At 64.2% G+C, this 12504-nt stretch carries 18 protein-coding genes; 7 read left to right on the top strand and 11 right to left on the bottom strand.

Going from position 1 to position 12504, the window contains the following annotated elements:
- Nucleotides 1-82: 82 nt before the first annotated feature.
- The 6 genes from FIU28_RS17335 to FIU28_RS17360 all read right to left on the bottom strand — a co-directional run bounded on the left by FIU28_RS17335 (nucleotide 83) and on the right by FIU28_RS17360 (nucleotide 5913).
- A complete protein-coding gene (locus FIU28_RS17335; RefSeq protein WP_143574441.1) occupies nucleotides 83-1399 on the bottom strand; it encodes an aspartate aminotransferase family protein in 1317 nt (438 codons plus the stop codon).
- A 22-nt stretch (nucleotides 1400-1421) separates the two neighbouring features.
- Nucleotides 1422-2129: an ABC transporter ATP-binding protein gene (locus FIU28_RS17340; RefSeq protein WP_143574442.1), complete on the bottom strand. Its 708-nt coding sequence runs from the start codon at nucleotides 2127-2129 to the stop codon at nucleotides 1422-1424.
- A complete protein-coding gene (locus FIU28_RS17345; RefSeq protein ID WP_143574443.1) occupies nucleotides 2116-2853 on the bottom strand; it encodes an ABC transporter ATP-binding protein in 738 nt (245 codons plus the stop codon). Before FIU28_RS17345 ends, FIU28_RS17340 begins: the two co-directional genes overlap by 14 nt.
- Nucleotides 2850-3821 (bottom strand): branched-chain amino acid ABC transporter permease, encoded by a 972-nt coding sequence (locus FIU28_RS17350; RefSeq protein ID WP_168209958.1) that lies wholly within the window; start codon nucleotides 3819-3821, stop codon nucleotides 2850-2852. The genes FIU28_RS17345 and FIU28_RS17350 overlap by 4 nt, the downstream gene beginning before the upstream one ends.
- Nucleotides 3822-3831: 10 nt before the next feature.
- Nucleotides 3832-4707: a branched-chain amino acid ABC transporter permease gene (locus FIU28_RS17355; protein WP_143574445.1), complete on the bottom strand. Its 876-nt coding sequence runs from the start codon at nucleotides 4705-4707 to the stop codon at nucleotides 3832-3834.
- A gap of 63 nt (nucleotides 4708-4770) precedes the next feature.
- The gene (locus tag FIU28_RS17360; RefSeq protein WP_143574446.1) at nucleotides 4771-5913 is read right to left on the bottom strand and encodes an ABC transporter substrate-binding protein; all 1143 of its coding nucleotides are present in this window, start codon (nucleotides 5911-5913) and stop codon (nucleotides 4771-4773) included.
- Nucleotides 5914-6098: 185 nt separating this feature from the next.
- On the opposite strand from FIU28_RS17360, the gene FIU28_RS17365 reads away from it, so the two are divergent.
- The gene (locus FIU28_RS17365; RefSeq protein WP_143574447.1) at nucleotides 6099-6890 is read left to right on the top strand and encodes an IclR family transcriptional regulator; all 792 of its coding nucleotides are present in this window, start codon (nucleotides 6099-6101) and stop codon (nucleotides 6888-6890) included.
- A gap of 656 nt (nucleotides 6891-7546) precedes the next feature.
- Here the strand turns inward: FIU28_RS17365 and FIU28_RS17370 are convergent.
- A complete protein-coding gene (locus tag FIU28_RS17370; protein ID WP_143574448.1) occupies nucleotides 7547-7807 on the bottom strand; it encodes a hypothetical protein in 261 nt (86 codons plus the stop codon).
- A 29-nt stretch (nucleotides 7808-7836) separates the two neighbouring features.
- The gene (locus FIU28_RS17375) at nucleotides 7837-8352 is read right to left on the bottom strand and encodes a hypothetical protein (protein ID WP_143574449.1); all 516 of its coding nucleotides are present in this window, start codon (nucleotides 8350-8352) and stop codon (nucleotides 7837-7839) included.
- Between the two features lie 43 nt (nucleotides 8353-8395).
- Between FIU28_RS17375 and FIU28_RS27445 the strand changes: the two genes are divergently transcribed.
- From FIU28_RS27445 to FIU28_RS26520, 4 genes are read left to right on the top strand one after another with little or no spacing between them, the layout of a single operon-like run.
- On the top strand, nucleotides 8396-8842 hold the full coding sequence (locus FIU28_RS27445; protein ID WP_143574450.1) for a TIGR02594 family protein: 447 nt from the start codon (nucleotides 8396-8398) through the stop codon (nucleotides 8840-8842).
- Nucleotides 8843-8847: 5 nt separating this feature from the next.
- Entirely contained in the window at nucleotides 8848-9117 is a 270-nt protein-coding gene (locus FIU28_RS17385; protein WP_143574451.1) for a hypothetical protein, read from the top strand.
- A complete protein-coding gene (locus tag FIU28_RS26515) occupies nucleotides 9117-9266 on the top strand; it encodes a hypothetical protein (protein ID WP_168209959.1) in 150 nt (49 codons plus the stop codon). The genes FIU28_RS17385 and FIU28_RS26515 overlap by 1 nt, the downstream gene beginning before the upstream one ends.
- Nucleotides 9263-9406 (top strand): hypothetical protein, encoded by a 144-nt coding sequence (locus FIU28_RS26520; RefSeq protein ID WP_168209960.1) that lies wholly within the window; start codon nucleotides 9263-9265, stop codon nucleotides 9404-9406. Before FIU28_RS26515 ends, FIU28_RS26520 begins: the two co-directional genes overlap by 4 nt.
- A gap of 581 nt (nucleotides 9407-9987) precedes the next feature.
- On the opposite strand, the gene FIU28_RS26525 is transcribed toward FIU28_RS26520, so the two are convergent.
- Together FIU28_RS26525 and FIU28_RS17390 are read right to left on the bottom strand one after the other, a co-directional pair.
- Nucleotides 9988-10155 carry a hypothetical protein gene (locus tag FIU28_RS26525; protein WP_168209961.1) on the bottom strand — a complete coding sequence of 56 codons (168 nt, stop codon included), beginning with the start codon at nucleotides 10153-10155 and terminating at the stop codon, nucleotides 9988-9990.
- The gene (locus FIU28_RS17390; protein ID WP_143574452.1) at nucleotides 10155-10430 is read right to left on the bottom strand and encodes a hypothetical protein; all 276 of its coding nucleotides are present in this window, start codon (nucleotides 10428-10430) and stop codon (nucleotides 10155-10157) included. The genes FIU28_RS26525 and FIU28_RS17390 overlap by 1 nt, the downstream gene beginning before the upstream one ends.
- A gap of 205 nt (nucleotides 10431-10635) precedes the next feature.
- Between FIU28_RS17390 and FIU28_RS17395 the strand changes: the two genes are divergently transcribed.
- On the top strand, nucleotides 10636-11136 hold the full coding sequence (locus FIU28_RS17395) for a hypothetical protein (RefSeq protein ID WP_143574453.1): 501 nt from the start codon (nucleotides 10636-10638) through the stop codon (nucleotides 11134-11136).
- On the opposite strand, the gene FIU28_RS17400 is transcribed toward FIU28_RS17395, so the two are convergent.
- Nucleotides 11099-11410: a hypothetical protein gene (locus tag FIU28_RS17400; protein WP_143574454.1), complete on the bottom strand. Its 312-nt coding sequence runs from the start codon at nucleotides 11408-11410 to the stop codon at nucleotides 11099-11101. The genes FIU28_RS17395 and FIU28_RS17400 overlap by 38 nt on opposite strands.
- A gap of 127 nt (nucleotides 11411-11537) precedes the next feature.
- Here FIU28_RS17400 and FIU28_RS17405 point away from each other — a divergent pair, with 127 nt between their 5' ends.
- The gene (locus FIU28_RS17405) at nucleotides 11538-12500 is read left to right on the top strand and encodes a hypothetical protein (protein WP_143574455.1); all 963 of its coding nucleotides are present in this window, start codon (nucleotides 11538-11540) and stop codon (nucleotides 12498-12500) included.
- The last annotated feature ends 4 nt before the right edge of the window (nucleotides 12501-12504 follow it).

The raw sequence follows: 12504 nt of genomic DNA on the forward strand, positions 1-12504 counted from the left end.
CGAGCCTGCTTGCGAAAAAGAGAGATCCGTTCCGGCGCGGCGTGACGCCGGCCGGAGCAGACATGATACGACGGTCGTCCGATCAGCCGAGTGCGGCGACCTCTTGCAGCGCGCCCGCCGCCGCCTCGACGATAGTGTCGACATCGGCATCGGTCATCGGCAACGACAGCGCCATCAATCCGTAATTCGCCGCGAAGATTCCGCGATTGAGCAACCCCGCATTGAACACGGTCTGCCGCTTCGTCTCGGCATCGTTCAGATAAGCCGAGCGATAGTCGCGGATCTGGCGATCCGTGAAATGGATCTTCAGCAACGAGCCCAGGCCGACGGTGCGACCGGGCACGCCGGTGTTGCGAAAAGCGGCGTCGATGCCGTCGCGGACCGCCTGGCCAATCTTGTCGAGCCGCGCGAACGCCGCATCGTCGAGCAGTTCCATGGCGGCGATGCCGGCACGCATGGTGACGGGGTTGGCCGAGAAGGTACCGCCGTGCGGCAGCGCCGGCTTGCCCGAGGAAGGATCGAACACCGACATGAACTCCTTGCCGCCCGCGATGGCGCCAACCGGGAAGCCGCCGCCAATGATCTTGCCGAGCGTAGTGAGATCCGGCTCGATACCCCACAAGCCCTGCGCGCCGTGATAGCCGAGGCGGAAGGTGATGACCTCGTCGAAGATCAGCAGCGCGCCGACTTCGCGAGTCACTTCGCGCAACGCCTCCAGATAGGCCTTGTCGGCCGGCACCAGCCCTGCCCTGTTCGGCATCGGGTCGACCAGCACGCAAGCGAGTTCCGCACCATGCTCGCGAATCAGGCTCACCGCCGCTTCGATGTCGTTGAAGGGAATCGTCACCACATCGGCCAGCACGTTCTCCGGTGTGCCCTTGGCATAGGGGACGGAGACCGGCGCGTTGCCGCCCCAGGCCGACGGCGTCGGATCGAGGCTGACTTCGGCATAGTCGTAGGAGCCATGATAAGCGCCCTCGCATTTCGCGATCTTCGGGCGGCCCGTATAGGCACGCGCCGCCTTCAGGGCCATCATCACGGCTTCGGTGCCGGAATTGGCGAAACGGACCTGATCGACCGACGGCAGCCGCGCCGTCAAAAGCTCGGCGAGATCGACTTCGGACTCAGTCGGCATGCCGAACGCCGAACCGAGCGCCAACTGCTTGGTGGCCGCTTCGATCAGCGCCGGATGCGCATGGCCGTGAATCAGCGAGGTGAAGTTGTTGATGCAATCGATGTATTCGTTACCGTCGAGATCCCGCACGCGGCAGCCGGCGCCAGATGCTGCATAGATCGGGAACGGCTTCATGAAAACGGTGGTGCGGGTGTTACCGCCCGGCAGACTGTTCAGCGCGCGCTGGTAGACGTCGCGGGAACGATCATGATTGTTCGGATACATATTGCTTCCTTGGATTTCAGGTTTAACGGCCCAGATAGGCTTCGCGCACGCGCGCATTATGCTTGAGCTCGCTGGCCGGTCCTTCGAGCACGATGCGCCCGGTCTCCAGCACATAAGCTCGATCGGCGACTGACAGCGCCAGCACGGTGTTCTGTTCGACGACCAGGATAGTCAGGCCGGACTTGCTGATCAGCCTGACGCGCTCATAGACCTCCTCGGCCAGCCGCGGCGCGAGGCCGAGCGAGGGCTCGTCGAGCAACAGCAATTTTGGCCGCGCCATCAGCGCGCGCCCGATCGCCAGCATCTGCTGTTCGCCGCCGGACAGCGACCAGCCGAGCTGCTTGCGACGTTCCTTCAATCGCGGGAACAGTTCAAAGACACGGTCGAGATCGGCCGCGATGGACTGGCCCCAGCGACGCCAGCTGACGGTGGCCAGCGTCAGGTTTTCCTCGACCGTAAGACCTGGAAAGATCCGACGCCCTTCTGGGGTCTGCGCGATGCCCCGGGCCACGCGACGGTTGGTAGACCAGCCGGCAATCGAGGTGCCCTCGAGCTGGATGTCGCCGGTTGACACCCGGTTGAGGCCGGAGATCGTATGCAGCAGCGTCGTCTTTCCTGCGCCGTTGGAACCGATCAGCGCGACCGTTTCGCCAGCATCGACGTGAAGGGTCACGCCCTGAAGCGCAACGATGTCGCCATGCGCGACGACGAGTTCGTTACACGTCAGCATGGACATATCCTTCGCCCAGATAGGCCGACAGCACGGCGGGGTTTGCCCGGATTTCCGCCGGCGTTCCTTCCGCGATCTTGCAGCCGAAATTGAGCACGAAGATTCGCTCGGCGAGGCGCATAACCATACCCATGTTGTGCTCGATCAACACGATGGCCAGACCGTGGGAGGCGCGCAGTTGCGTCAGGCGATCGACCAGTTGGTCCACCTCGCCGGAATTCAGGCCTGCCGCCGGCTCGTCCAGCAGCAGCACGTTCGGCCGGCAGGCGAGCGCGCGCGCGAGCTCGACCATGCGACGGCGGCCGTAGGAGAGCGATCCGATCGCCTCGTGGGCTTCGTCGGCGAGTCCGGTCTGCGTGATGACCTCCATCGCAACCTCGCGCAGGCCGGCCTCGCTGAGATCGCCGCGGATCGCCGCGCCGGTCATCACGTTTTCCAGCACGGTGAGCCGCGCGAAAACGCGGCCATGCTGGAACGTGCGACCCAGTCCGGCGCGGATACGCCGGTTGGTCGCTATCCGTGTGATGTCGTTGCCGTCGAGCACTACATGTCCTTGGTCGGGCATCGCCAACCCGGTCAGGACGTTTAGCAGCGTCGATTTGCCCGCGCCGTTCGGTCCGATCACCGCAACGAACTGGCCCTTCTCCACCGTCAGATCGACATCCGCCAAAGCGGCAAGACCGCCGTAGCGTTTGTGAACGCCGCGCGCTTCCAACACCGTCATGACGTGGCCTCCGGTGCGGCCACGGGGGCCGGCGACACGCGCCTTCGCGGCCTTCGCAGCCGCTGCCCAAGCCCGACAAGCCCGGTCGGCAGGAACACCAGTATGACCAGCATCAGTAGGCCGAAAAAGAACAGGTAGGCCGTTCCCAGGAACCGAAGCCATTCCGGCAGGAAGGTGAGCAGGATCGCGCCGAGAATCGCACCGATAATGGTGCCCTCACCGCCGACGATCAGCATCGCGAGATAGGTGATCGAATGCGCATAGGTGAAATCCTCCGGCGCCACGAACCGGACATGCAGCGCGAACAGACATCCCGCGATAGCCGCACAGATCGCCGAAAGCACAAAGGCGGTGATCTTGACGCGCGTGGTATCGATCCCGATCATCTCCGATGCGATCTCGTCATCGCGCACCGCCATCATCTCACGGCCATGACGCGACGCATGCAAGATCGCCGCAACAACCGCGACCGCAGAGAGCACCACGAGCACGAGCCACAGGAACTGATGTTCACCCGAGAAAGCGAACGAGCCGATCGCCAGTTCGGGAATTCGCGCAATGCCGTTGGTGCCGCTGGTGAGCGAAATCCAGTTCGACGTGACGATGTAAAAGGAGACGTTGAGGCCCAGCGTCGCCAGCGCAAGATAGTGACCGCGCAGGCGCAGCAGCGGAAAGCCGATCAACGCAGCCAGCACCGCGGTGGCGGCCACCGCAGCAGGCGCCGCGAGCCACGGCGACCAGCCGCAAGTTGTGGTCAGGATCGCAAGGCCATAGGCCCCCATCCCGACGAATGCCGCGTGGCCGAGCGAGATCAGGCCGGCATAGCCGAACGCGAAATTCAGGCCGATCACCGCCACCGCGGAGATTGCCGAAAGGTTCAGCAGCCGCAAATAATATTCCGGCAGCACCAGCGACAGCAGGCTGCCGAGGACGAGGATCGCCACGGCGATCAAAAGGGGAGCGCGCATCGCCATCGGATCAACCCCGGTCCTGGATCTTCTCGCCGAACACGCCCTGCGGACGCACCAGCAAGAAGATGATCATGATGCCGAACGAGATCAGATCCTTGTAAGCCGACGATACATAAGACGCGCCGAGCACTTCGCTGAGCCCGACGAAGAGGCCGCCGACGATGGCGCCCGGCAGGCTGCCGAAGCCGCCGATGATCGTCGCAGCGAACGCCTTCAGCGCAATCGGATCACCCATATTAACGTCGGCGAACCACATCGGCCCCAGCATCAGGCCGGCAACACCGGCGAGGATGGCCGCCAGCACCCATGACAGCGCCAACAGCCGATTGACCTTGAGCCCCATCAGCTTGGCGGCCTGCAGATCCTGCGATACGGCGCGCATGCCGATGCCGACGGAGGTGCGGTTGAACAACAGCCATAGGCCGCCGACCATGAGGGCCGTGACGCCCACTACGCCCAGCGCGTGGGTCGAAATGATTGCGCCGCCGACAACGACAGCACTGTCCTCGACCGGCGACGGCAGACGGAACGGCCACGATCCGAAAGTCAGCAATGCCGCATTCTGCATGGTGATGCTGATTGCGACGGTACCGATGATAATCGTGACGATCGACCCGCGCCGCAGCGGCAGATAAACGGAGATGAAAAACAGCAGGCCGAACAGCGCCATGATCAGCAGCGCCGCACCATAGGCGACGGGCCACGGAAACTGGGCATTGATGAGCGTCGCAACGCCGGCAAATGTGCCAAACATCACGAATTGCCCGGCAGCAAAATTAACCACGCCGGTCGCCGAGTAGACGATGACAAATCCGATCGCCGCCAGCGCGTAAACGCTTCCGATCGCCAATCCGTTGACTAGCAACTGTACGAAATCCGCCATGAGGCCCCTGCTCGTTGATACCCCGCGACCGCTTCAGCAATCGCGGGGCCGTTCATGTGATGGTCAGTTGAGCGAGACCGGCTGCACCAGTTCGAGCGTCTTGGTGCCTTGCTTGGCCTTGACGATTGCAAGGTCGCGAACGCCGTTGCCCTTGGCATCATAGGCGTAGACATGGCCGATACCCGGCCAGTCCTTGACCGCCGCGAGCCACTCGCGCAGCGCCTTCGGGTCGGTGCCGACCTTGCGCATGCCGTCGGCCATCAGCAGCGCGCCGTCGTAGTAAGCAAGGCCGTAGGGATCGGGATCGATGCCGAACTTGGTCTTGAAGCGCTCGACATAGTCCTTCATCTTGCCGCCGACGCTGACATCCATGAAGGCGTCGACGACGCCCCAAACCCCATCGAGATCGGCGGGCGACAACAGCTGCATGGCAGCCGGCACCAGGGCCGCCGACGACGTCACCAGCGGCATCTTGAAACCGAGCATCTTGGCCTGGCGCAGCACCAGGGCGCCGTCCTGCGGATAGTTGAAGATCAGGATCGCGTCGGCGCCTTTACTGCGCAGGCTTAGTAGCTGTGCCGAGAAGTCCTTGTCGTTCTGGCCGTAAGCCTCCATGCCGACGATCGGCGTACCCGCGGCTTCGAAGCGCTTGGCAGCGGTTTGCGCGCCGCCCTGCCCGAAATCGTTCTGGATGTAGAGAATACCGGGTTTCATGGCCTTGATCACGTCGGCCGAGGCCTTCACCATGCCCTCTGCGGCGACGCTGTCAGCCGGACGGATGCGGAACATCCATTCGTTGCCGCCGTCGGCCACGGCATCGGCACCGCCGGCGTACATGGCCGGGATCTGCACCTTCTTCAGCTCGGGCGCGACCGCAAGGTTCTGCGTCGAATAGCTCGACAGGAAAAAGAACGCCGGCTTGGTCTCTTGCGCAAGCTTGACGAAGGCGTTCACGGCGGTGCCGTTGGAGGCCTGTGTATCCTCGAATACGATCTTGACTAGGCGGCCGTTGATGCCGCCGGCCTTGTTGATGTCCTCTTCGGCCATCGCCAGCGAGTTCTGATACTGCTTACCGGTCAGCGACAGCGGCCCCGTCATCGGCACCGTGGCGCCGACAAGGATCGGACCCGTCTGCTGCGCATACGCGGTGCCGACGAAGGATAGCATCAGCGCCGCCATCATCGAACCGAGCAAATCTTTTCGCATGATCCCCACTCCGCGTCTCCTTCACAAAAATTAATGAGCACTGCGCGGCCTCATTGGATTCGAGGCCTTGACAAACTGTTCCGTTTTTCGGAATTTAATTCCGGTTACCGAAACCGTATCTGTCGATCCCTCGGTAAGTCAAGCTGCACAAATCGGCATGCGCGCCCAACAATTGGTCAGATCAGATGTCTGAAGACGATTCGTCGCCCGGCCCGCTCGCGCGTTACATCGACGTCCTCGAAGTGATCGCAACATTTTCCGGCGCGATCACGCTTACAGACGTCTCGTCTATTCTCGCACTGCCGAAAACGACGGCGCATCGACTTTTGAAGGGTTTGGTGCGTTCGGGACTTGCAGCCGAGGGCGACGCTGGTCGCACCTATCATGTCGGCGAGCGCTTGACGCGGTTGTTGCATGCCGGTGCAGACGACGCCTGGTACGCCTCTTTGGCCGGCCCGCATTTGCGCGCGCTGACAGAGGCTACGACGGAGACCTGCTACCTAGCGCGTCTGATTGGCGCACGCGTCTTAGTTGCGATCTCTTACTCACCGGACGTTAGATGGCGGGGTTATGTTCAACCCGGTATCGAGATGCCTGTGAACGCTGCTGCGACCGCCAAGGCGATTATGGCGTTCCAGAGCAGGGAGTTGATCGCCGAGGCTTTGTCGCACGAATTGCCGAGGCCCACCGTGAACTCCCGCACCAGCAGGAAGTGGATTGAACAAGAGTACGCCAAGGTGAGGACATGCGGCTATGCCACCTGCATTGGCGAGATCGACGAGGGCCTGGCTGCTATCTCCGTCCCGGTCCTGCTGCCGAGTGGAGCTGTTCTTCACTCTGTCGGCATGACCGGCCCGCTGGAGCGCATCATGAATAAGCAATTGCCGTCGCGTATCGCCGCTCTAAAGACCACGGCGGCAGTCCTGGCGAAAGCGTTGGCTCTCGGCACGGCGATCAGGGAACGAAGCATATCATGACTCGATCTGGCCGCTTTGCGCCATTAGCGGCCGGTGACCCAGATTCCGGGTTTAAGGGCCATGCGGATGCTAACGACACGCCTTTCGATCCGTCGCAGCGCGACCAATGAATTACCGCCGACGGTCTCGCACTCAGGCTTGTCATAGCTGAAGAAGCTGCAGCGCGGCCGCCTCGTCGCCGTCGAGGACCTCGACGACAAGCTGATCCTAGGCCCATCAAAGCCGTCGCGATGCCGAAGGACGGCGAGACCCGCTGCGCGCCGCGCGACCAGACAGCTACCGCAGCGCCGAGCGTTACGACACCCTTCATGCTAGGCGCCTGCTACGCCTGTTCGAGCGCTTTCACATCAAGGCGGAAGCGATTGCATTCGCTGCGAAGCCCCCGCACGGGGCCGGCGGACAAGGTCAACATCAACGCCAAAGCCACGCAAGACACCGACCGCGGTCGACAGCCAGAAGAACGACAACACGTTCTTCGGGTCGCCGTCCAGACCAGAACGACGGGGCCTCCGCCGGGACGTCCGGACGACGAGGTGGGATGCTGGAGATGTCGGCCAGGCCGGGCTTCCGCCGGCGTCGTCAGCGCTAGGCTGGTGACGGACACGACGGCGACGGCCAGCAGGACCGTGAGGATGGCGAGCGAGAACATGGCGTCTTCACCGGGCGACGAGGCCGCGCGCTTCGAGCTGGCCTCCGACGTCGCTGAGCTTCCCGGCGCAGTCGTCGCCGCGCTGGTCGAGGCGCTCGTCGTACTTCACGCCGTCCTTGGCCTGCCGATGCGCGCGGTCGGGCGGGACCACCTTCGGCTGGCAGGTCAGCTCGGATGCGAGAAAGCGCGCGCCATGCGTGGCTACCGGCGGCATATGCGAGACGACTTCCTTCGCGCAGCCGGCCACAAGCAGGCCCACGGCGAGCATCGAGATTCTGCTATTTAGATAGCAGGTTTTCATTTCAGCCCCATCGCCGCGCGCTTGCCGTCGTAGTAGCGGCCAAGCGCGGCCGGGATGTCGTTGTTGGCGTCCTGGTCCTCGTCGGCTTCCTTGTCGGACTTCGCGAGATCAGCCTGTGCCCGAACCGTCCGGGCGATCTGCTCGCCGAGCGTCTTGTCGTGGGCGGCCTGCTGCTTCGCCAACTCGTCGGCCGCGGCCTGCTTGGCTTCGGCTTCCTGCAGCGGCAGGCAGACGAACAGCTCCCGCTCGGCTTCCCTATCGCGCTCGGTGCATCCGAGGCGGTCCTCGGCGGCGACGACCTGCTGCTTGATGTCGGCCAGCTCCGTCGACCGCTCCCGTAGGACGGACAGATAGAAGCCGACGGCGGCGATCGCGATCACGGCGCCGATGATGGCAACCCATTTTCCGATCGTCTGGGTCGTGCCCCGGTTCGCCTTCCACCAGACGACCGCCGCAACGAGCGCCGCAACGAGCGCCGCGCCCCCCCCCCCCGGCAATGCGACGGCAGGCATCAGCGCGGCCAGACCGAACGTGGTCAGGCGCCGACACCAAGGAATGCGAGGATCGCTGCGATGGTCATGGTCGTGGTCCTATGCGGCCGCAGCGCCGACGCTGCGGGAGACGCCGGTGCTCGTCGCTCCGACGTCGACGTCGGCCCGCGTGTCGACGGCCCGGCGCTATCTCAGCGCCACCGCGCGGCAGCTCGGCCTGCCGAACCGGCTTTGGTGCGCCGACTTCATGAACCTCATCGAACGCCGGACCGAGCGCGCCGGCACGGGATCAAGGGCGGCGCGGTCCTTCAGCGGCTATGGTCGACGCGTGGCAGGCCCGGTGGTCGGCCCGATCGCCGTGATGTCCCGCCGAGGCGGCGGGCATGTGGGCGTCGACAGCGGCGTCACGCCGGACGGAGATCCCATCGTCATCTCCGGCAACCACAACCGCGTCGTCGCCGAAGCCGTCTACCCGAAAAGCCGCATCCTTGCCTACGTCGCCCCGGAGTGATCGCCATGTCCGACCGCATTCAATGCTCGCATTGCGACAACCCGAACCAAGGCAAGTCCGCCTGCCGCTATCTCTGGTACCGCAACATCACGAAGAAGGAATGGTCGCTCCAGGGTTTCGACCTGCCGTGCGTCGAGTACCCCGACCAGCCGGACCGCCCGCAGCGCACCCGCTGGGAGGTCCGCGATCTCCGCCGGTCCCGCGCGACGATCGCCTGGCGCGCGCTCGCCATCGCCGCCGTGGTCGCCCTGGCGCTGTACCTGAGGAGCCACTGATGTTCGACGATCCCGATCCCAAGCCCTACGCTGTCGACGCCCCGCCGACCTGGGAAGACGGGTTGATCGCGCACCCCGAATTGCTCGCCTTCGTGCTCGGCGCCGTGTCGGTGCTCGTCGTCATCGGCGCCGCCTGGATGCTGCGGTGACGGCGCGACTTGCCATCATTGGTAGGAGCCTGCAGGCCGAGTGGCTGGCGTACCACCCGCGCGACCGCGCCTGGCTCCTGCTCGGTGTCGGCCTCGTCGGCTGGATCTTCATCCTCGCCGGCCTCTACGACCTTCAGTAATTCGTCCGCCCGCCGCGGAATCCCACGGGACAGCGGCGGCGGCGATCCGGCGGCCGAGATCCCGCCGGCAATCTTTTGGAGCCCACTATGCTGCCCGTCGTCCACCTATCCTGTTCGCACCGGGGGCTCCACGCCATCCCGCCGCACGATGACCGGGCGCGCCGGCGACAGCCCACGTACCGGTCGGACTACGACGAGAGAGACCCGATGGACGAGGTGCGCGCCTTCGAATCCAGGCACGGCGTCCGGGTCTGAACGCTTCGGATTCCGAAGGATAGACGCCTCGAATCTCGAATAGTCGACCTTTCGAGATTCGAAACATGACCCCCTGCGGCACAGCGAGAGGCGGCGATTTTGGGTCTTTTGGGCAACTATCAAAACTGCTGAAGGGCGGCCCGGATTTGGCGAAGGCCCCCCGTTACATACCCAGAAATGTAACGTTTAGTTACGGCAGAAAGAATACGATTTCCGGAATCTATGTAACGCTTTGTTACGGTCAAAAGAATAGGCCGACGCGCACGTGTAGCTCGAGATGAGGTCATCTCAAACTTTTTCCGTTAACGAGTGTCTTCGGTTGGAACTCAGTAGCGGCAGCCGACCCAATCGGGGCCAGTGAGGCACGGCTTCGTCTGTTCGATCTTCTCTGGCTGACGCGGCAGCGAGGCTTCGGCGGGGCGGTCAGTGTTCGCCTTGATGCCGACGAGGGCCCAGGCGATCACCGCCAGCAGTATGAATGACAGCAGGTTCATCACGCCTTCTCCCTGACGAACGCCTTCAGCTCGCGCTCCAGCTCCGCGACCGGCCCAACCTGATCCAACGCCAGGCCGCGCCGGCGGACGAGGTCGAGCAACCGCGCGTCGACGTCGATGTCGGCCCGCGGCCGGTGACCTTGGGACCACAACACGATCGACGACCTCGACACGCCCAGGCCGCGGGCGAGATCCTTCTGCCAGCGGTCGCCGTAGAGCGCCTGGCCCACTTGCTGGAGCCGATGGCTGAGGGTTTTGGGTAGCGGGTGCGACACGGGCGCTCTCCGATTTAGACGTAGGTTCGTGACATTTTAGACATAGGCTACCGCCAATTTGCCCGGTAAGCCGTTGTAGTTCTTGGTCCACTTAGAAAACGCTAATGCCGTTCCTGGCATAGTCAACTTGTCCGCCGTCGAAAGTGTTGGCGTCTTGCAGCCCTGGCCCTGATCTTCCGTCCGAACCCAACGGAGGCTGGCGACGATGATGCGATTTCTCTCTTCTCTGATGAAAGCGATGCGGGGCGCGTTTGGCGGGATCTGGTCCTTCGTTACCTGGCCGCTGACCTGGTTCGGCGGCGGCGGCTCGCAGTCCGCTGCGGCCGACGTGCCGCGTCCGCCCCGCGCGAAAGCGCCGGCGGCGCCCGGCCTGACGCCCGAGGAGCTGGACCGCGCGCACAAGCGCACTGTCAGTCAGGTGCGCGGTTGGATCTTGAGCACCTTGGACGCCGGTGCGCATCAGTGCCTGCCGCCCGGCCTCCCGCGCGGCGTGGCAAGCTGGCTCCCCGGCCTTTCGACCAGCCAGCTCGTCACGCTCTCGCGCTCGGGCATCGCCGGCATCTCGGCGCACATCGGCGGCGTCCGGCCGGTCGAGGGCGTGCCCTCGGTCCGTGCGCTGCCCGTCGCCCGGCTCGACGCCGTCCCGCCCGAGCGGGACGACGAGTCCTTCAAGCAGGATCTACGTGCAGCCTACGCATTGTGCTAGCGAGCACGCCCTTCACGGTCGCCAGACGGGCCTGCAGGTCGGCGATCTCGTCGGCCTGCGCGGCGATCAGCTCGGCCTGACCGTCGGCATGAGCCTGCCAATCGAACACGACGTCGCGCAGTGCTGCGACGTCGTTCGCTTGTTGGGCCTCTTCTCGAAGCCGCGCGCGCGTAGCCAAGGCGCTCGTCACCAGCACGCCGGCGCCGGCCGCAAAAAACATCGCAGAGGACCCGCAGAGGTTGTGAGCGCTCACTTCGAAATCAGGGTTCGACATGGCAGAAGTCTTTATAGAACGGGGGTTTGTGAGGCCTCGTAAGCGTCAACAAATTACTTCTTAGTACTAATACACATCGTGTGTTACGGTTGACTTAACGCGCACCCCTATTTTTGCAGGATCTCCGATGAATCCTCCCCCCGTCACCATCGCTGCGGTCAAGCTCCCGACCTTCGACAAGGCGCGCATGCAAGGCATCGTCGGTGCCTGGCCGGTGTTCGATAAGCCGTTCCCCGTCGAAGCCGACAAGAGGCTGACCGATCCTGCGAAGATCGCAGCCGACATCGAGAAGAAGTCGGCGAAGGCGCTGATCGACCTCGCGGAGCGCAACGAGACGAACAAGGCGAGCGCCAAGAAGGAATGGCTCGACACCGCGTCGAGCCCGCTGCTCGGCGGCTGGATCTTCGCCATCGCGATGGCGGTCGGCGACGGCGAGATCGAGGTGTTCGACGTCGTTACCTGCGGCAATCCGAAGTTCATGCTGCAAGCCTTCTTCCGCCGCCTCGCCGAGATCACGGTCGACGAGCACCGCGGCATCATCACCGAGGGCATCCTGCCCAACGTCTACCGCCCGGTCCTCGTCGGCCACGGCGTCGAGGCGACGACGCGCTTCATCTCGCAGACCTGCATCGCTCTCCGCGTTCCGGTGCCCGTGTGGTGGCCGGTCGGCGTCGGCGCATTCAGCGACCGCATCTACGACGTTGAGACGCAGTTCATCGGCGCCCGCGGCAAGCTCCCGATCGACGACCTCTGCGCGCACCTCGGCATCCCGGTCGCGGAGCCGATCGATCTCGCCGGCTACTTCCGCGAGGGCCATGAGAACCCGGCCATCATCAGCTTCGCTTTGGACAGCGTGCGCCGCGCCCGCAGCCTGCACCGCCTCATGACCGGCCGCGAGCCGCTCCTGTCGGACATCGTGGAGCTGGGCGGCGAGCCCCCGTCGTCCGACGACGACCCCGCGCCGGACGACCCGCTGGACGTGCCGGGTCCGCGCGACGATCCGGACCACGAGGGCGCGATGGACGGCATGCCGATCGACGACACGGACATCGAGGATGATACCGAACCCCACCACGACGACCAGGACTGATCAC

Origin of the sequence: Tardiphaga sp. vice154 (assembly GCF_007018645.1) — a bacterium.
Lineage (GTDB): Bacteria > Pseudomonadota > Alphaproteobacteria > Rhizobiales > Xanthobacteraceae > Tardiphaga.